Below are 18,901 nucleotides of genomic sequence, written 5' to 3'. Positions count from 1 at the left end.
GATCCTTCAGTGCCGCCGGCTGGCGGAGATTTCAGCGCTGTAGCGCATTTCCAGCAGCGTCTTCAAAACAAGAGTCACGAGCGCGAGCAAGGCCAAAAGCGTGGCGACGGCAAAAGCGCCGGTGAAATTATATTCGTTATAAAGAATTTCGACCTGCAGCGGCATGGTGTTCGTCTGGCCGCGGATGTGGCCGGAGACGACAGAGACCGCGCCGAATTCGCCCATGGCGCGGGCATTGCAAAGCAGCACGCCGTAGAGCAGGCCCCATTTGATGTTCGGCAGCGTCACGTGCCAGAAGGTCTGCCAGCCGCTGGCGCCGAGCGACAGGGCTGCCTCCTCGTCGGCCGTTCCCTGCTCCTGCATCAGCGGGATCAGCTCACGGGCGACGAACGGGAAGGTGACGAACATCGTCGCCAGGATCAGCCCCGGCACGGCGAAGAGGATCTTGATGTCGTTTGCGCTGAGCCAATGGCCGAGCCACGTGTTGGCGCCGAACAAGAGCACGAAGACCAGGCCCGAAATCACGGGTGAAACCGAGAAGGGCAGGTCGATCAGCGTCGTGAGGAATGCCTTGCCCTTGAACTCGAACTTGGCGATCGCCCAGGCGGCGGCGACCCCGAAGGCGAGGTTCAGCGGTACGCTGATGCCGGCGACGACGAGCGTAAGGCGGATCGCCGAGAAGGTCTCTGCATCGCCAAGCGCCTCGAGGAAGGGGCCGGCACCTTTGCGAAAAGCCTCGACGAAGACGGCGGCGAGCGGCAACAGCAGGATTAGCAGCAAGAAAAGCAGCGAAACGGCGATCAGCGTGTATCGCGCCATTCTGTGTTCGGTGGTCACCGAACGCAGTTTCGTCGGTTGAACGGTCGCATCAAGCGCCATAGCCGTACCTCCGCCTGCTCCAGCTCTGGATGAGATTGATGACGAGCAACAAGGCGAACGAGATCACCAGCATGATCGCCGCGATGCCAGTCGCTGCCGCATAATTATACTCTTCGAGTTTGATGACGATCAGCAGCGGTGCGATTTCCGATTTGAACGGCAGGTTGCCGGCGATGAAGATGACCGAGCCGTATTCGCCGACGCCGCGGGCAAAGGCGAGCGCGAAGCCGGTCAGCACGGCCGGCGCCAGCCCCGGCAGCAGCACGCGGAAAATCGTCTGGAAGCGGTTGGCGCCGAGCGTTGCCGCGGCCTCTTCGACCTCCTTGTCGATTTCCTCCATGACAGGCTGCACGGTGCGCACCACGAAGGGCAGGCCGACGAAGATCAGCGCCACGACGATGCCGGCCGGGGTAAAGGCAATCTTGATGCCGAGCGGTGTCAGCAACTGGCCGACCCAGCCGTTCGGCGCGTAGAGCGCCGCCAATGCAATGCCGGCGACGGCCGTCGGCAGCGCGAAGGGCAGGTCGACCATGGCGTCGATGACGCGCTTGCCGGGGAAACGGTAGCGTACCAGCACCCAGGCGAGGATGATGCCGAAGACGGCGTTGATGATCGCAGCGATGAAAGCGCTGCCGAAGCTGATGCGTAGCGCGTTCAATATGCGCGGATCGAACGCGATCGACCAGAATTTCTCCCAGCCGAGCGCGCTCGACCGGACGGCAAGGCCGGAGAGCGGGATGAGGATCAGAAGGGTGAGCCAGGTCAATGTAAGACCGAGCGCCATTCCGAAACCCGGAATGACGCTCGGCCGCTTGAACCGCCACCGCGTGGGGCTATGTGCTTTCATGAAGTCTATTATTGGGCCGGCTTGTAGATTTGGTCAAATACCCCGCCATCGCCGAAGAATTTCGGCTGGGCTTCCTTCCAGCCGCCGAAGTCGTCGATGGTGGCGAGCTGCAGCTTCGGGAAGCGGGCGATATCGGCCGGATCGGCGGCTTCAGGCTTGATCGGCCGGTAGTAGTGCTTTGCGGCGATCTTCTGGCCTTCATCCGAATAGAGGTAGTTGAGATAGGCTTCGGCGACCTTGCGCGTGCCCTTCTTGTCGACATTGCCGTCGACGACGGCGACTGGCGGGTCGGCGCGGATAGAGAAGCTTGGCGTCACGATCTCGAACTGGTCAGGACCGAGTTCTTCGAGCGAAAGATAGGCTTCGTTTTCCCAGGCGAGCAACACGTCGCCGAGGCCGCGCTGGACGAAGGTGGTCGTGGCACCGCGGGCGCCGGTGTCGAGAACAGGAACATGCTGCAGCAGTTTCGTCACATATTCCTGCGCTTTGGCATCGTCACCGCCATTTGCCTGCTTGGCCCATGCCCAGGCTGCCAGGAAGTTCCACCGTGCGCCGCCCGAGGTCTTGGGGTTGGGGGTGATGACCTGCACGTCATCCTTGACCAGGTCGCCCCAGTCCTTGATGCCCTTCGGGTTGCCCTTGCGGACGAGGAAGACAACCGTCGACGTATAGGGCGTCGAATTGTTGGGCAACTTGGTCTTCCAATCGGCCGGGATCTTGCCGGTCTTCTTGGCGATGGCGTCGATATCGCCTTCGAGGGCCAGGGTGACCACGTCTGCGTCGAGACCGTCGATGACCGAGCGGGCCTGAGCGCCGGAGCCGCCATGCGAGGCCTGGATCGTCACGGTTTCACCCGTATCCTTCTGCCACTTGGCGGCAAAGGCGGCGTTGAAATCCTTATACAATTCGCGAGTCGGATCATAGGAAACGTTGAGAAGCGTTTGATCGGCGAATGCCGGAGCGATGCCCCCGATCGCAAAGCTGCCTGCCATGACCGCGGCTGCGATGAGCCGGGTGAACCGTTGTGTCTGCATTGAGGAACCCTCTCCTGTTATGTCTTAACTCTATCAAGTCAGTCGTATAATGAAACAAAGGTTCTTCCGGTTCCGGGCTTGGCCTTAGAATGTCATTCCATTTCGGGGCTGATTTGGAAATGAGCGTGCCGAAGTTGGCCGCGGCCAATTGGGGCAGACCGTGTTTTTTTAGCCACAGTTCTTCCACGAAAGCGCCATGGTGAAGCCGATTTTTGTGATGGTTTTGCCGCGATGACACTTGCGGATTCCTATATGGGCCTCCGTGCGGTCGTGTTCACCGGCCGCTACGTGGGGGCATCCCTTGAAATGCGCCTCACAATTCAAACCTGTTAGGGCCATTCAAAATGAATATCAGAACTATCCTTTTTGCCTCCGTTGCCGCCCTTGCCGCGGCCTCCGGAGCACGCGCAGCCGACGCCATCGTGGCGGCGGAACCCGAGCCCGTGGAATATGTTCGCGTTTGCGACGCTTACGGTACCGGCTATTTTTATATTCCGGGAACGGAAACATGCCTTTCGATCGGCGGTTACATCCGTACCGAAGTGCGCTTCGGTGACAACATTGCCGGCGATTCCGACGTAAACTTCTGGACTCGCGGTCAGGTCACCTTCCAGGCCAAGAACGACACCGAGTACGGCACGCTGACCGGCGTCCTGACGCTGCGTTACAATGCCGACAACGCCTCCGATCAGGAAGCGCTGCTGGACGAGGGCTACATCGATATCGCCGGTTTCCGCGTCGGTAAGCTCTATAGCTGGTGGGACGACGACATGAGCGGCGAGACCGATACGCTCGCCAGCAACGAGACGACCCACAACTCGATCCGTTATCAGTACGAGAATGGCGCTTTCGCCGCCGGCCTCTCGGTCGACGAGCTGGAAGAAGACTATGCCACCAAGCCGGGCGAAGGCCCGAACAACTTCGGTGTCGCAGGCCAGGTTTCCTACAAGGCCGGCGCCATCAGCGCTTACCTGCTTGCCGGTTATGACACCGACACCAGCGAAGTCGCCGTCCGCGGCATCGTCTACGCCGACATCGGTCCGGGCACGCTCGGCATCGCCGGCGTCTGGGCAAGCGGCGCCAACTACTACTACGAAGAGTCCGAATGGACGATCGCAGCAGAATACGCCTTGAAGGTCAACGACAAGTGGACGGTAACCCCGGGGTTCCAGTACTTCGAAAACATCGCCCTCGAGGCTGACGGTAACGGCTTCACTGGCGGCAGCGCCTACACGACCGGGGTGACGATCGACTACCGCATCGTGGACGACCTCAGGACGAAGCTCAGCGTGCAGTACCACGATGAGGACGAAGGCGACGACGAAGTCTTCGGCTTCCTGCGCTTCCAGCGCGATTTCTAAGATCGTCCTATACAGACGAGCGGGCGCGGCCTTCGGGCCGCGCCTTTTTATTCCCGGGAATCAGCGATGAAAGCGGAATAGAATTCGTCCGCCGTCCTTGCCTTGCGCATGGCAGCAAGCACGCCGTCCGATTGCAGCCGCCGGGCGATGGCCGAGAGCACATTCAGATATTCGGCGCGATTGTTCGCCCCGAAGATGAGCACGAAGGTGATATCGGTCGGGATATCGTCGATCGCCTCGAAATCCAGCGGCTGCGCGAAACGAATGAGAAGGCCGCGAGGGCTCGTCATGCCGTCTATGGCGGCATGCGGGATGGCAATGCCATTGCCGATCCCCGTAGAGCCGAGCCTCTCACGCGCTTCGAGCGCCTTCAGGATGGTCTGGCCGTCGACGGAGAAGGCCTTCGCCGCCTTATCGGCGATGATCTGCAGCGCGCGCCATTTCGTCGGTGCCGAGACACCGATGAAAGTGTGCTCCGGCCGGATGATGTTGTGAAGGTTCATGTCATTCTCGATGTGGGCGGCTCGATGTGGTCGGCATCGGGGGGGAGGAGATGTCAGTCCGCTTCCCTGAGCCGGTAGCCGACGCCGGTTTCGGTGGTGATATAGTGTGGCTGGTCGGGGCTCTGCTCGATCTTCTGCCTGAGCTGCCTGATATAGACGCGCAGATATTGCACGTCAGCCGCCGGCCCCCATACCTGCTTCAAAAGAAACTGGTGTGTCAGCACCTTGCCGGCATGCTGGGCGAGCACGCGCAAGATGTCATATTCCTTAGGCGACAATTTCATTTCCTCGCCGTCGACCTTGACGATGCGCTTGACGAGGTCGACCGACAGCCCGCCGGTCTGGAAGATCGCCTTTTCGCCCTGCTGCTGCAAGCGATGGCGCAGCGCCACGCGGATGCGGGCGCCAAGTTCGTTGATGCCGAAGGGCTTGGTGACATAATCGTCGGCGCCGCTTTCCAGCGCCTTGACGATGCCGGCCTCGTCGGTGCGGCTGGAGAGGATGACGACGGGTAGGGACAGGCCTTCGTCGCGCCACTCCTGCAAGAGGTCATGGCCAGGCGTGTCGGGCAGGCCGAGATCGAGCAGGATGAGATCGGGCCTGCCGTCGGCAACCGATTGGCGGGCGATTGCCGCATTCGGCGCCTCCTGCACCTCGTAGCCCTGCGCGGTCAGGCCGACGCGAAGAAGCTTGCGGATTGGAGGCTCGTCGTCGACGACGAGGATCTTGACGGCTGAACCGGTCATCTGAGTTCATCCAGTTTCGGTATGTCGTTGGGTTTCGGCAGGCGGATGGTGAAGACGGCGCCCGGGCGGCCCTTTCGGTTGGCGGCGGTGATCGTGCCGCCCATCGCCTCGACGAAACCGCGGCAGATGGAAAGGCCGAGGCCGGTGCCGGCGCGCACCTGATCGCCCTTGCGCACGCGATAGAAGGTGTCGAAGACGCGGGTAAGGTCGGCGGGTGGAATGCCCGGGCCTTCGTCCGAGACCTGCAGCACGACATTGTCGGCATCGGCCCAGCCCTCAATATGGACCACGGATCCCTCGGGCGCATATTTCGCGGCATTGTCGAGGAGGTTGAAGATCACCTGCTCGAACAGGACAGGATCGACGCGCACCATCGGCAGGTCGGCGGGAATGCTCGTCTCGGTCTTGTGGCGCTCGAGGATCTTTGCGGCGCGACGCAGCGCGCTGCCGACGATATCGCCGGCATAATGCAGCGCAAAATTCGGCTCCATCGCACCGGATTCGATCTTGGTCATGTCGAGCAGGTTGGCGATGAAACGATTGAGGCGCTCGGATTCGTCGACGACGGTGGAAAGCAGATCGGCGCGGTCCTCCTCCGGCATGGAGGCGAAATAGTCGCGCAGCGTGCCGGCGGCGCCCAGGATAGCCGCAAGCGGCGTTTTCAGATCATGCGAAATCGAGGTGAGCAGGGCCGAACGCAGCCTGTCGGCTTCGGCCGCAAGCCTTGCCCGGTCGACATCGGCGACCAGCTGGACGCGTTCGATCGCAAGAGCCGCCTGATCGGCCAGCGCATCGAGCAGCCGCTGCTGCTCCGGCGTCAGCAGCGGCCCGTCGCGGCGGTCGCTGTCGAGGCCGATGACGCCGACGGCGGTGCGCCCGGTCCTCAGCGGCACATAGAGCCGCTTGGCGCCGGGCAGGGTATCGGCGCCGCGGCCGGCGGCGTGATTGTGCTCCCAGGCCCAGCGGGCGGCGGCGATATCGGCATCGTCGAGCGTGTCGTCGGGCGGATAACCGGCCTTGACGGCGATGGTGCCCTCTTCCGGCAAGAGCAGCACGACACGGACCTTCAGCATGGAGGCGAGCTGGAAGGCGGTCGCCCAGAGCACGTCGTCGAGCGTACCGGTGCCGGCGAGCTTCTTTGAGAAAAGATAGAGATCTTCCGTCGTGCGGGCCCGCTGCCTGGCGGCGGCAGCCTGCCGCTGCACGGTCGCGGTCAGATTGCTGGCGATGATGGCGACGCCGAGGAAGAAGAACAGGGCCAGCACGCTTTCCGGATCGCTGATCGTCAGCGTATAGCGCGGCGGCAGGAAGAAGAAGTTGAAGGACAGCGCGCCGAGAATGCAGCTGTAGAGCGCCGGCCGTAACCCATGCAGCACGGCGGAGGTCAGCACCGCCATCAGGAACACGAGGGCAAGGTTACGCACGTCGAGCACCTGATCGAGCACGATGCTGACGCCAAGCGCGATGACGACATAGACGGTCGCCAGCAGATAGGCTCTGAAATCGAATTCAGGGGCCGTGGCCGCCGCCCGGATGCCGCGCGCGGTGGTGCCGTCCTTCTCATTGCCGGAAATGACATGGACGCTGATCTCGCCGGTCTTGCGGATCAGTTCGTCGGTGATTGAACGGCTCCACCAGTCGCGCCATGTCGCCATCTTTGGGGCGCCAATGACGATGTGGGTGACATTGTTTGCTGTGGCGTGACGGACGAGCTCTTCGGCGACCTCGCGGCCCGGAATCGTGATCGCCTCGCCGCCGAGCTGTTCTGCAAGACGCAGCGTTGCGGCAACAGTGTCGCGCTCAGCTTCGGTCAGATTGACCGAATGGTTGGTCTCGACATAGACGGCGGCCCAGGGCGCGCGCAGGCGCGAGGCCATACGAGCTGCATATCGCACCAGCGAGGCGGAGCGCGGGTGATGGTCAATCGAGACGAGGATACGTTCGCCCGCCGCCCAAGGGCCGGAGATCGCGTGAGCCTGCATGTGGGTGAGCAACTGATCGTCGACGCGCTGGGCGGTTTTGCGTAGCGCAAGTTCTCTCAGCGCCGTCAGGTTGCCCGGGGTGAAATAGTTTGCCAATGCCCGCTCGGCGGTGCGGGGCACATAGACCTTGCCGTCATGCAGGCGCTTGATCAGATCGTCCGGCGTCAGATCGATGATCTCGACGTCGTCGGCCAGGTCGATGATCGAATCCGGCACCGTCTCGCGCACGCGGATGCGGGTGATCTGCGAGACGACGTCGTTCAGGCTTTCGACATGCTGGATGTTGAGCGTCGTGTAGACGTCGATGCCGCGGCCGAGCAATTCCTTGACGTCGAGGTAGCGCTTCGGATGGCGGCTGCCTTCGGCATTGGTATGGGCGAGTTCGTCGACCAGAACGAGATCGGGCCTGCGGGCGAGGATGCCGTCGAGGTCCATTTCCTCGAGCGGACGGCCCTTATAGTCGATTTTGACGCGAGGAATGATCTCGAAACCGGCGAGCAGTGCCTCGGTCTCCTTGCGGCCGTGAGTCTCGACGACGCCGATGACAACGTCGAGGCCGTCGGAGAGTTTGGCACGGCCGGAGACCAGCATTTCATAGGTCTTGCCGACACCTGGGGCGGCGCCCAGAAAGATCTTCAGACGGCCGCGCATCTCCGCCCGGGCTTTTTCGAGAAGCGCATCGGGCGAGGGCCTGCCGGCCTGGTCGCGGTTGTCGTCTGGCATGCGTGTTGTCTTTCTGCGAATGGCTGCAATCGAGGTTCAGCTGGCGGATGGCATTCCCGATGTTGACGCGGCGAGAGCAGCCCCTCATCCGGCTGCCGCCACCTTCTCCCTGTAAACGGGGCGAAGGGGACGCGCCGCGACCTCTCCGTCCCTCGCCTAGCTCTCGCTTGGCACGTCCCTCTCCCCGTCAGAACGGGGAGAGGGTTAGGATGAGGGGCAGCCGTTAGCGCCAACCGGACACCAGTGAGTAAAGCCCGAGGATGACGCAGAGTGGGGTTGGCCTTGTCGCCAAACCACAGCATCTAACCTGCCAAACTCACTCAGTCATAGAAGCATCAAGGCTCTGGTTCAACGCCAGAACATTGACGGTAGGTTCTCCCAAAATGCCGAGTTCGCGGTCCCGGACGGCGCCGTCGACCAGCGCCTTGATCTTCGCCTCGTCGATGTTGCGTGCCTTGGCGACGCGCGCCACCTGGAAGTAGGCGGCCTCCGGCGAAATATCAGGATCGAGCCCGCTGCCGGACGCGGTGACGAGGTCGGCCGGCACCTTGGCGTTTGGGTTTGCCGCCTTGGCTGTTTCGTAGTCGCCCTTTACGCGGTCGATCAGTTTCTGGCTGGTCGGGCCTAGGTTCGAGCCGCCGGAGGCGGCGGCATTGTAGCCATCGCCGGCGGCCGAGGGACGGCCGTGGAAATACTTGTCGCTGGTGAACGCCTGGCCGATCAGCCTCGAGCCGATCACCTGACCGTTCTTCTCGATCAGGCTGCCATTCGCCTGGGTCGGGAAGAGCGCCTGGGCCGCTCCCGTCATGGCGAGCGGATAAAGCAGGCCCGTGATGGCTGTAGTGGCAACGATCATAACGACGGCCGGGCGAAGTTCTTTCAACATTGTTCTTAGCTCCTAGAGATGTCAGGCGAGACGGAGGGCCGCGACGGCCATGTCGATCGCCTTGATGCCGATGAAGGGAACCACAATGCCGCCGAGGCCGTAGATCAGCAGGTTGCGTGACAGAAGCGCGCCAGCGCCGATCGGACGGTAACGCACACCCTTCAGCGACAGCGGGATCAGCGCGATGATGATCAACGCGTTGAAGATGATCGCCGAAAGGATGGCGCTCTGCGGAGTCGAAAGCCCCATGATGTTGAGGATGCCGGGCTGCGGGTAGAAGGTCAGGAACATCGCCGGGATGATGGCGAAATACTTGGCGATGTCGTTGGCGATCGAGAAGGTCGTCAGCGCGCCGCGTGTCATCAACAGTTGCTTGCCGATTTCGACGATCTCGATGAGCTTCGTCGGGTCCGAGTCGAGATCGACCATGTTGCCGGCCTCGCGGGCTGCGACGGTGCCGGTGTTCATGGCAACGCCGACGTCGGCCTGGGCCAGCGCCGGGGCATCGTTGGTTCCGTCGCCGCACATGGCGACGAGTTTGCCCTTGGACTGTTCCTCGCGCATCAGCGCCAGCTTCATCTCGGGTGTTGCCTGGGCAAGGAAGTCGTCGACGCCGGCTTCGGCGGCGATGGCCGCTGCTGTCAGCGGATTGTCGCCTGTTATCATGACGGTACGGATGCCCATGCGGCGAAGCTCGGTGAAGCGTTCGCGGATGCCGCCCTTGACGATGTCCTTCAGCTGGATGATCCCGAGCAACCTGCCGTCGCGAGCAACGGCGAGCGGCGTGCCGCCTGACTTGGCGACCTCGTCCGATATCGACTGCAGCTCGCGCAACAGCTCGTTGCCATTCTTCGAGGGGGCGTCGCCTTTGACATAGGCGAGCACCGTATCGACCGCGCCTTTGCGGATCGAAGCGCCTTCGAGATCGACGCCGCTCATGCGGGTCTGGGCGGTGAAAGGCACGAAGCTGGCCTTGAGACTCGCCATGTCGCGGCCGCGGATCGCATATTTCTCCTTGGCGAGCACGACGATCGAACGGCCTTCCGGCGTTTCGTCGGCAAGCGAGGCGAGTTGCGCGGCATCAGCGAGCTCCTGCTCGGAGACGCCGCGCACCGGGTGGAAGGCCGTCGCCTGGCGATTGCCGAGCGTGATCGTGCCGGTTTTATCGAGCAGCAGCGTGTCGACGTCGCCGGCCGCTTCCACGGCACGGCCGGACATCGCAAGCACGTTGAAGCGGACGAGCCGGTCCATGCCGGCAATGCCGATCGCCGACAAGAGCGCACCGATCGTCGTCGGGATCAGGGTGACGAAAAGCGCGACGAGCACGATGATCGGGATCGAGCCGCCGGCATAGATGGCAAAGCTCGGGATCGTAGCCGTCGCCAGCACGAAGATCAGCGTCATGCCGGCGAGCAGGATGTTGAGCGCGATCTCGTTCGGCGTCTTCTGGCGCTGCGCGCCTTCGACCAGCGAAATCATCCGGTCGAGGAAGGTGGAGCCGGCGGCCGCTGTGATGCGCACGCGGATCCAGTCGGAGAGCACCTGCGTCCCGCCTGTCACCGCCGAGCGGTCGCCGCCGGATTCACGGATGACGGGAGCGGACTCACCTGTGATCGCCGCTTCATTGACGGAGGCGACCCCTTCGATGACTTCGCCGTCCGAAGGGATGATGTCGCCGGCTTCGACCAGCACGATATCGCCGACCTTGAGGCTGGTGCCCGGCACCATGCGGTAGTCGCTGCCATTATTGGCGGTGAGCAGCTTGGCCTGGGTTTCGGTGCGCGCCTTGCGCAGCGAATCTGCCTGCGCCTTGCCGCGGCCTTCGGCGACGGCCTCGGCGAAATTGGCAAAGAGCACGGTGAACCAGAGCCAGAGGTTGATCTGGAACGAGAAGCCGAGATTGCCGTTGCCCGGCACGAGATCGCGCAGGAAGAGCACGGTGGTCAGCACTGAAACAGTGGCCACGACAAACATGACGGGATTTCTGGCAAGGGCGCGCGGGTCGAGCTTCTTGAAGGCGGCGCCGACGGCCGGAATAAGGATGCGAGAATCGATGATGCTCGCGGATTTTGCCTGGCTCATAAGAGACTCCAGCTTTGAAACGAGGACGACAAGGAAACCTGGGGATGTGGGTTACGGCATCGCCTCAGAAGCTCTGTCCGGCGATCGCGACCAGGTGTTCGACGATTGGACCGAGGGCCAGCGCCGGGAAGAAGGTCAGGCCGCCGACGATCAGGATCGTGCCGATCAGCAGGCCGACGAAGAGCGGACCGTCGGTCGGAAAAGTGCCTGCCGAGGCCGGAATCGTCTTCTTGGCGTTGAGCGAACCGGCGATGGCGAGCGCCGGGATGATGACCAGGAACCGGCCGGCAAGCATTCCGATTCCAAGCGTAACATTGTACCAGGGCGTATTGCCTGTGAGACCGCCGAAGGCCGAACCGTTGTTGGCCGCAGCCGAGGTGTAGGCATAGAGGATCTCGGAGAAGCCGTGCGGTCCGGGAGTGCCGACCGAGGCGACAGCGGAGGGCAGCACCGTGGCTATGGCGGTAAAAACAAGCATGGCGAGCGGCAGGCAGAGGATGGCGAGAACGGCCATCTTCATTTCTTTCGCCTCGATCTTCTTGCCGAGATATTCCGGTGTACGCCCGACCATCAGCCCGGCGACGAAGACGGCGACGATGATGAACAGCAGGATGCCATAGAAGCCGGCGCCGACACCGCCGACAATGATTTCGCCGAGCTGCATGTTGATCAGCGGAATGAGGCCGCCGAGCGCGGTGAAGCTGCCATGCATGGCGTTGACGGCGCCACAGGAGGCGGCGGTGGTGATGACGGCGAAGAGCGAGGACAGCGCGACGCCGAAGCGGACTTCTTTCCCCTCCATATTGCCGCCGGCGAGGCCAAAGCCATGCATCAGCGGATTGCCGGCCGCTTCGGCCCAATAGGTGATGCCGACGCCGACGACGAACAGCGCGCCCATCGAGGCCAGAATCGCCCAGCCCTGGCGCTGGTTGCCGACCATGCGGCCGAAGACGTTGGTCAGAGCCGCACCGATCGCGAAGATCGAAACCATCTGGATGAGGTTGGAAATCGCATCGGGATTTTCGAACGGATGGGCCGAATTGGCGTTGAAGAAGCCGCCGCCATTGGTGCCGAGCATCTTGATGGCGAGCTGCGAGGCGACCGGGCCGAGCGCGATCGTCTGCTTGCCGCCTTCGAGAGTCGTCGCGTCGACATAGGGCCCGAGCGTCTGCGGTACGCCGAGATAGACGAAGACGAGCGTCAGCACGATGCAGATCGGCAGCAGGATGTAGAGCGTGCCGCGGATCATATCGACCCAGAAATTGCCGATCGCCTTGCCGGACGCCCGTGCGAAGGCACGGATGAAGGCGACGGCGATGGCCATGCCGGTGGCGGCGGAAAGGAAATTCTGCACCGTGAAGCCGGCCATCTGCGTCAGATACGACATGGTGCTTTCGCCGCCGTAGTTCTGCCAGTTGGTATTGGTGGGAAAGCTGACGGCGGTGTTGAAGGAAAGGTCGGGCGGAACAGCGGCCATGCCGGCCGGATTATAGGGCAGAACGCCCTGCAGGCGCATCAACGCGTAGAGGAGGAGGACGCCGAGAAGGTTGAACATCAGCATCGCCAAGGCATAGGAGGTCCAATGCTGCTCCTCGCCTTCGCCGGTGCCGGCCATACGGTAAAGTCCGCGTTCGATCGGGACGAGGACGGGCGAGAGGAACGTTCGCTCGCCGTTATAGACGCGCGTCATATAGCCGCCGAGCGGTTTGACGAGCAAAAGGACGATCCCGCAATAGAGCAGGATCTGAAGCCATCCGTTGAGGGTCATGGAGCTAAAACTTTCAATACCCGGCTGGTTCTCGGTCGCGCAGCGCGGCCTCGCAAGCGCCGGTTCAGAAGCGTTCTGGGCGTAAGAGAGCGTAGGTGAGATAAACGGTGAGAAACACGGTTACGGCGCCGCTCAGGACATAATCGAGGGTCATCGTCGCTTCTCCTTAGAGCTTGTCGCAGGCTGCGACATAGGCAAAGCACAGCGCGAAGAATAGGATCGCTGTGCCGAGCAGAATGGTATCCATCATGATCGTGACTCATGTTGTTCTTGTTGGAGTCAGACAAGACAAAGGGCGCCGCCGTTGGAGACTGCCTTTTATGCTGTCTGGCGTGGAGAGGATCCTTCGATCTCTCGGGTACCAATATGGAGCCGGAGCGCATAAAGGTTCGAGACGGCCGAAACCGCATCAATATAAAAATCTTATAAATGCTTTCAGGCGGCTGCAGCGGGAACGAGAGCAGGGCGCGATCTTGAAATTCAAGGGTCGACCCGGAACTGGTAGCGGCCTTCGGCGCTGCGGCCGTCCATCGAGAGGACGCGCCAGTCGAGGGTATAGAGGCCGGGCGCCATTGCGGGATCGAGAGGGATCTTGAATATGGATCCTTCGGGGCCGGATAGGAACGGCTTGCCGAGGGGGAGCGCCCTGCCTTGGGCATCGAGCAAGGTGGCGGTCGAGCGGGCAAGATCGACGGGACCGCTGAAGGTAAGCTCGACATTGGCCGGCACGAGCTCTTGTTCCTGCTGCTGCGGGGGCAGCGACGCTTGTTCGAGGGCCGCGGCCGCCTGGTTGCCGGCGAAAAGAAGGGATGCGAACAGGCAGAATGACACGACCGACTTCATGATGGCCTTCCTATATTGCCGAGCCATTGGCGCCGGGAGCCGTCATGCTCCCGCCACGCCATGCGGGCTGCATGCTATCAACGCTGCCGGGGGCGATTTCGATCCCGCGTCCGCAGAATGACGCGCATTGGCTGCCCCGGGTTGTCTCTGCGAAGGGCGGCGTTCAAATCGGCCACCAGTCTGCGCCAGAATTTTCGAAGCGGTCTAAGCATCCTCTGGGAAAGCCGGCTTCCGCCGACATTGTCGTTATCATGCTTCATCACTTGTCGCCTTCCCGCCTTGCCGTGGCTCACGAGTAAGACTGTACCGCGCGCTGTGCTCTTCCGGAATCATACGGAGGTTTATCGGCGCTTATCTTTCGGGCTACGCACATGAGCATTTCGTCGCGTGATGGGCAAAAGCTTACTCAGGCGGTTGAATCGAAGCGCCCTGCGGTCTTATAGTCGCCTCAACGGCACCTCTGAATCTTCGGGGCCATAGGGAAGGAAACCGACAATGACCAAAGTCCGTGCGCTGGTGCTGGAGCGCCAGCATGAGCTTGCGTTGCGCGATATCGATCTGCCGCTGGAGACAGGGCCAGGGCAGGTGAGGATCAAGATTCATACTGTCGGCGTCTGCGGTTCGGACGTTCATTATTACACCCACGGCAAGATCGGCCCGTTCGTCGTCAACGCGCCGATGGTGCTCGGCCATGAGGCGGCCGGCACGGTGGTCGAGGTCGGGGCCGGTGTGACACATCTGAAAATCGGCGACCGTGTCTGCATGGAGCCCGGCATTCCCGATCCGAACTCGAAGGCGAGCAGGCTCGGCATGTACAATATCGATCCTGCCGTCAGCTTCTGGGCGACACCGCCAATCCATGGCGTACTGACGCCCGAAGTGGTGCATCCGGCCAACTATACTTTCAAGCTGCCCGACAACGTCAGCTTCGCGGAAGGCGCGATGGTGGAACCCTTTGCCGTCGGCATGCAGGCGGCAGCCAAGGCGAAGATCGCGCCCGGCGATACTGCCGTCGTGCTCGGCGCCGGGCCGATCGGCACGATGGTCGCGATTGCCGCTCTTGCCGGCGGCTGCGCTCGCGCGATCGTTGCCGATCTCGCCCAGCCGAAGCTCGATATATCCGCGCAATATCAGGGTGTCATCCCGGTCAACATCCGCGAGAAGAACCTGGCCGAAGAGGTCGGTCGGCTGACCGACGGCTGGGGTGCGGATGTCGTCTTCGAATGCTCCGGGTCGCCGAAGGCCTGGGAGACGATCGTGGCGCTGCCGCGCCCGGGCGGTGTCATCGTCGCCGTCGGCCTGCCGGTGAACCCGATCGGCTTCGACGTCTCGATGGCCTCCACCAAGGAAATCCGCATCGAAACGGTGTTCCGCTATGCTCACCAATATGAGCGGTCGATCGCATTGCTCGGTTCGGGCCGGGTCGATCTGAAGCCACTGATCTCCGAGACGTTCAAGTTCGAAGATTCGGTCAAGGCATTCGACCGCGCCGTCGAAGCCCGGCCGAGCGACGTGAAGCTGCAGATCGTTATGGAATAGGCGCCGCAGCGCCTTTACGGATGCCTGCCGCTTGGTTTCATCCTGCGAAAGAGTAGAGCCGCGGCTGCGACGACAGCGGCGGCCGCGACGGCGATCAGCAGATGCCGGTGCAGGGGAAGGTGGCCCAGTATCTGCTGGATGCCGTTGCCGAACAGATAACCGAGTGCTGTGAAGAGCTGCCCCCACACCAGAGCGGCTACCGCATTCAGGATGACGAATTTACCGGTCGTTATCCGCGTCGTGCCAATGACGATCGGGCTGATCGTGCGCAAGCCGACGAGAAAACGGAACGCCAGGATGAAGCCGGTCTGATATTTTTCAAGCAGCCGTGTCGCACGGGCGAGCGCGGGTCGTTCCATCAGCCGGCGGACGGCAGCCCATTGCCCAGCATAGCGGCCGGCGAAGAACCAGAACTGATCGCCGGCGAAGGAGCCTGCGACGGCCGCGAGCGACGCCGACCAATAGGACAGCAGCCCGCGGTGGGAAATCACGCCGCCGAGAAAAGCCGCGGTTTCGCCCTCGAAGGCGGCGCCCAGAAAGATCGCCAGCAGGCCATAATTTTCGATCAGTAGTTCGATGGACACGCGTTCTTGGCCTTAAACCGGCTTCAGATCCCCAAGCAGGGTCGGAATCAGCTCCGACACCGTCGGATGGATCGGCACCGACCATTTCAGTGCGGGATAGGTGGTTCCGGCATTCATCGCATCGATCAGGCCGTGGATCACCTCGTCGCCTTCGATGCCGAGGATCGCCGCGCCGAGGATCTCTTTGGTCTCGGCATCGGCAATCACCTTCATGAAGCCCTTGGTCTCGCCGCGTTCATTGGCGCGGCCGACGCGGCTCATCGGCCGGGTCGAGACCATGATCCTGCGGCCGGATGCACGCGCCTGCTTCTCCGTCATGCCGACGCGACCGAGCGGCGGGTCGATATAGAGCGCATAGGCCGGGATGCGGCTCGAGACCTTGCGGTCGTCGCCATCGAGGAGGTTGGCGGCGGCGATCTCGAAATCATTGTAGGAGGTATGGGTGAAGGCGCCGCGGCCGTTGCAGTCGCCGAGCGCAAAGATGCCCTCGACATTGGTGGCAAGCTTGTCGTCGACGGTGATGTAGCCGCGCTTATCCGTCGCCACGCCGGCGGCATCGAGGCCGAGGTCGTCGGTATTCGGTTGGCGGCCGGTGGCGATCAGAACATGGCTTGCTTCAATCTTCGCCGCGCCGGCGGTGACGCTCACTCCGCTTCCGTTTCGGGCAAAGGCGATGTCGCCGGCGTCGGTGTGGACTGCAATGCCTTCGGAACGGAGGATGTCGGCGATCGCGTCCGATATATCCTCGTCCTCGCGTGATGCGAGCTTCGGGCCGTGCTCGACGACGCTGACTTCGGCGCCGAAGCGGCGATACATCTGCGCGAATTCCAGCCCGATATAGCTGCCGCCGATCACCGCAAGGTGCCGCGGCAGCGTGTCAAGATGAATGATCGACGTGCTGGTGAGGTAATCGATATCGTCGATACCCGGCAGTTCGGGGATGACGGGCCGCGCGCCGACATTGAGGAAAATGTGCGGCGCCGTCAGCGTCTCGCCGTTGACGCGGATGGTTTTCGCATCCTCGAAACGGGCATGACCGTAGATCACGCTCATGCCCTCCATGCTGTCAAACCAGCCGATCAGGCCGTTGCGGGCATTCATCGTCACGGTTTCCGCCCGGGCTCTCACCACCTTCATGTCGATAGCGATTTCGCCGGGGATATTGACACCGTAGGCGGCACCACTTCTTGCGACATGGGCAGCGCGGGCGCTGGCGACCAGCGTCTTGGTCGGCATGCAGCCGGCATTGACGCAGGTGCCGCCCAGAAATTTGCGTTCGATCAGCGCTACCTTCATGCCCTTTTCGACCATGCGGGCGGCGAGGAACGGGCCGGCCTGGCCGGCGCCGATAACGATGGCGTCGAAGCTCTTCATGATACGGCTCCCACGATTAATAGAGCGCCGACAACGGCAACGGCATCCTCGATGAGGGCGGCCGGCAGATCCTTGCCGAAGGCGGCGGCAAGCCTGGCGCGGAGCGCGGCGCCGCCATAGGTGCCGATGACGGCGCCGATCACCCCGGCGATCAGCCCGCCGAAGAGCAGGCTGCTGGCTGCGCCGATAGTGGCGCCGGCAAGTGCTCCGGTGACGATGCGGGCGGAGAACTGCACCGGTACCTTGCGCGACGGCGTCGACGGCAGCTGGTCGGTGACGAGTTCAACGACGGCGAGAAGGGTGAAAATCCAAGGCGTCCACCGGTAGCCCATGAAGGCAAGCGGCGTCTGCGACACGTCGAACCAGCCGAGCGCCGCGCCCCAGGCTACGGCGGCCGGCGCCGTCATGGCGCGAAGGCCAGAGATGACACCGATCACCAATGCAAGAAGCAGAAACATGCGCGATCCCCTCATTGCCGGCCGTGTGCCGCAGCCAGGGAAGGTCGCACATTGTCAGGCGCGTGGCAATTCGCCAGCGCTGACCGACGCCGCTGACTTAGTTCGCGAAGGCGGCGATGCCGGTGATCGCACGGCCGATGATCAGCGCGTGGATGTCGTGCGTGCCCTCATAGGTGTTGACCACTTCGAGGTTGACGAGATGGCGGGCGATGCCGAATTCGTCGGAGATGCCGTTGCCGCCGAGCATGTCGCGGGCGGCGCGCGCCATGTCAAGCGCCTTGCCGCAGCTGTTGCGCTTGAGGATCGAGGTCAGCTCCACCGGCGGATGGCCTTCCTCCTTCATCCGGCCGAGCCGCAGGCAGCCCTGAAGGCCGAGCGCGATTTCCGCGGCCATATCGGCGAGTTTCCTCTGGATCAGCTGGTTGGCGGCGAGTGGCCGGCCGAACTGCTTGCGCTCCAGCGTATATTGCCGGGCCCTCGCATAACAATCCTCGGCCGCACCAAGTGCGCCCCAGGCAATGCCGAAGCGGGCCGAGTTGAGGCAGGTGAACGGCCCCTTGAGGCCGGTGACGCCGGGCAGCAGGTTTTCCTCCGGCACAAAAACTCCATCCATCACCACTTCGCCCGTGATCGAGGCGCGCAAGCCGACCTTGCCATGGATGGCCGGCGCGGAAAGCCCTTTCCAGCCCTTTTCGAGGATGAAGCCACGGATGAGGCCGTCCTCGGTCTTTGCCCAGACGACGAAGACATCGGCGATCGGCGCATTCGAGATCCAGGTCTTCGAGCCGGTCAGGCTGTAGCCGCTGTCGACTTTCTTGGCGCGTGTCGCCATCGAGCCGGGGTCGGAGCCATGATCCGGCTCGGTCAAGCCGAAGCAGCCGATCCATTCGCCGGCCGCTAGCTTCGGCAGGTATTTCATTTTCTGTGCCTCTGAGCCGAAGGTTTCGATCGGCACCATGACCAGCGAGGACTGCACGCTCATCATCGAACGATAGCCGCTGTCGACCCGTTCGACCTCGCGAGCGATCAGGCCGTAGGCGACATAACCGAGGCCGGCGCCGCCATAATCGGGCGAAATCGTCGGGCCGAGCAGGCCGAGTTCGCCCATCTCGCGGAAGATGGCGGGATCGGTCTTTTCATTGCGAAAGGCGTCGAGGACGCGAGGAGCGAGTTTTTGTTGCGCATAGGCATGGGCGGTATCCTGCACCATACGCTCCTCATTGGTCAGCTGCTCCACCAGGCGGAATGGGTCGGCCCAGTCGAAAACCTCGCGCGTATGCTGCATGGCGGCG

17 protein-coding genes are annotated in these 18,901 nt (G+C 62.6%); 2 read left to right on the top strand and 15 right to left on the bottom strand.

The features are described from left to right. Nucleotides 1-6 precede the first annotated feature (6 nt). The 3 genes from cysW to AC13QO_RS06770 are packed head-to-tail and all read right to left on the bottom strand — an operon-like array spanning nt 7 to nt 2,760. Nucleotides 7-879, bottom strand: a complete 873-nt coding sequence (gene cysW / locus AC13QO_RS06780) for a sulfate ABC transporter permease subunit CysW (RefSeq protein ID WP_488540246.1) — start codon at nt 877-879, stop codon at nt 7-9. Continuing rightward, complete coding sequence (cysT, locus tag AC13QO_RS06775) at nt 869-1,726, bottom strand: sulfate ABC transporter permease subunit CysT (RefSeq protein ID WP_011428112.1); 858 nt, start codon at nt 1,724-1,726, stop codon at nt 869-871. Before cysT ends, cysW begins: the two co-directional genes overlap by 11 nt. 8 nt (nt 1,727-1,734) lie before the next feature. Further along, nucleotides 1,735-2,760 (bottom strand): sulfate ABC transporter substrate-binding protein, encoded by a 1,026-nt coding sequence (locus AC13QO_RS06770; RefSeq protein WP_097600841.1) that lies wholly within the window; start codon nt 2,758-2,760, stop codon nt 1,735-1,737. Nucleotides 2,761-3,104: 344 nt separating this feature from the next. Between AC13QO_RS06770 and AC13QO_RS06765 the strand changes: the two genes are divergently transcribed. Further along, a complete protein-coding gene (locus tag AC13QO_RS06765) occupies nt 3,105-4,121 on the top strand; it encodes a porin (protein WP_097600840.1) in 1,017 nt (338 codons plus the stop codon). A 47-nt stretch (nt 4,122-4,168) separates the two neighbouring features. On the opposite strand, the gene AC13QO_RS06760 is transcribed toward AC13QO_RS06765, so the two are convergent. From AC13QO_RS06760 to AC13QO_RS06725, 8 genes are all read right to left on the bottom strand, one after another. Then, nucleotides 4,169-4,624 (bottom strand): PTS sugar transporter subunit IIA, encoded by a 456-nt coding sequence (locus AC13QO_RS06760; RefSeq protein ID WP_285195201.1) that lies wholly within the window; start codon nt 4,622-4,624, stop codon nt 4,169-4,171. A gap of 53 nt (nt 4,625-4,677) precedes the next feature. Then, the gene (locus tag AC13QO_RS06755) at nt 4,678-5,370 is read right to left on the bottom strand and encodes a response regulator transcription factor (RefSeq protein WP_285195202.1); all 693 of its coding nucleotides are present in this window, start codon (nt 5,368-5,370) and stop codon (nt 4,678-4,680) included. After that, entirely contained in the window at nt 5,367-8,075 is a 2,709-nt protein-coding gene (locus tag AC13QO_RS06750; RefSeq protein WP_488540245.1) for a DUF4118 domain-containing protein, read from the bottom strand. Before AC13QO_RS06750 ends, AC13QO_RS06755 begins: the two co-directional genes overlap by 4 nt. A 316-nt stretch (nt 8,076-8,391) precedes the next feature. Beyond that, nucleotides 8,392-8,961: a potassium-transporting ATPase subunit KdpC gene (gene kdpC, locus AC13QO_RS06745; protein ID WP_285195204.1), complete on the bottom strand. Its 570-nt coding sequence runs from the start codon at nt 8,959-8,961 to the stop codon at nt 8,392-8,394. 21 nt (nt 8,962-8,982) lie between these two features. Then, nucleotides 8,983-11,043 carry a potassium-transporting ATPase subunit KdpB gene (gene kdpB, locus AC13QO_RS06740; RefSeq protein WP_488540244.1) on the bottom strand — a complete coding sequence of 687 codons (2,061 nt, stop codon included), beginning with the start codon at nt 11,041-11,043 and terminating at the stop codon, nt 8,983-8,985. A 64-nt stretch (nt 11,044-11,107) separates the two neighbouring features. Then, a complete protein-coding gene (gene kdpA, locus AC13QO_RS06735; protein WP_488540243.1) occupies nt 11,108-12,811 on the bottom strand; it encodes a potassium-transporting ATPase subunit KdpA in 1,704 nt (567 codons plus the stop codon). 64 nt (nt 12,812-12,875) lie between these two features. After that, complete coding sequence (locus AC13QO_RS06730; protein WP_003547774.1) at nt 12,876-12,965, bottom strand: K(+)-transporting ATPase subunit F; 90 nt, start codon at nt 12,963-12,965, stop codon at nt 12,876-12,878. Between the two features lie 326 nt (nt 12,966-13,291). Beyond that, nucleotides 13,292-13,654 carry a copper resistance CopC family protein gene (locus tag AC13QO_RS06725; protein WP_488540242.1) on the bottom strand — a complete coding sequence of 121 codons (363 nt, stop codon included), beginning with the start codon at nt 13,652-13,654 and terminating at the stop codon, nt 13,292-13,294. Nucleotides 13,655-14,149: 495 nt separating this feature from the next. On the opposite strand from AC13QO_RS06725, the gene AC13QO_RS06720 reads away from it, so the two are divergent. Further along, entirely contained in the window at nt 14,150-15,193 is a 1,044-nt protein-coding gene (locus AC13QO_RS06720; RefSeq protein ID WP_183701250.1) for an NAD(P)-dependent alcohol dehydrogenase, read from the top strand. 14 nt (nt 15,194-15,207) lie between these two features. Here AC13QO_RS06720 and AC13QO_RS06715 read toward each other — a convergent pair whose 3' ends face one another. The 4 genes from AC13QO_RS06715 to AC13QO_RS06700 all read right to left on the bottom strand — a co-directional run bounded on the left by AC13QO_RS06715 (nt 15,208) and on the right by AC13QO_RS06700 (nt 18,894). After that, nucleotides 15,208-15,777, bottom strand: a complete 570-nt coding sequence (locus AC13QO_RS06715; protein WP_488540241.1) for a DedA family protein — start codon at nt 15,775-15,777, stop codon at nt 15,208-15,210. Between the two features lie 12 nt (nt 15,778-15,789). After that, nucleotides 15,790-17,151 carry an FAD-containing oxidoreductase gene (locus tag AC13QO_RS06710; RefSeq protein WP_488540240.1) on the bottom strand — a complete coding sequence of 454 codons (1,362 nt, stop codon included), beginning with the start codon at nt 17,149-17,151 and terminating at the stop codon, nt 15,790-15,792. Beyond that, nucleotides 17,148-17,609 (bottom strand): DUF4126 family protein, encoded by a 462-nt coding sequence (locus AC13QO_RS06705; RefSeq protein WP_488540239.1) that lies wholly within the window; start codon nt 17,607-17,609, stop codon nt 17,148-17,150. Before AC13QO_RS06705 ends, AC13QO_RS06710 begins: the two co-directional genes overlap by 4 nt. A gap of 97 nt (nt 17,610-17,706) precedes the next feature. Next, nucleotides 17,707-18,894, bottom strand: a complete 1,188-nt coding sequence (locus tag AC13QO_RS06700) for an acyl-CoA dehydrogenase (RefSeq protein ID WP_488540238.1) — start codon at nt 18,892-18,894, stop codon at nt 17,707-17,709. Nucleotides 18,895-18,901: the final 7 nt, after the last annotated feature.

The sequence above is a fragment of the Rhizobium sp. CNPSo 3670 genome, assembly GCF_057784555.1.
Note: the sequence above shows the minus strand (reverse complement) of the source record. Positions and strands in the feature narration are given on the sequence as shown.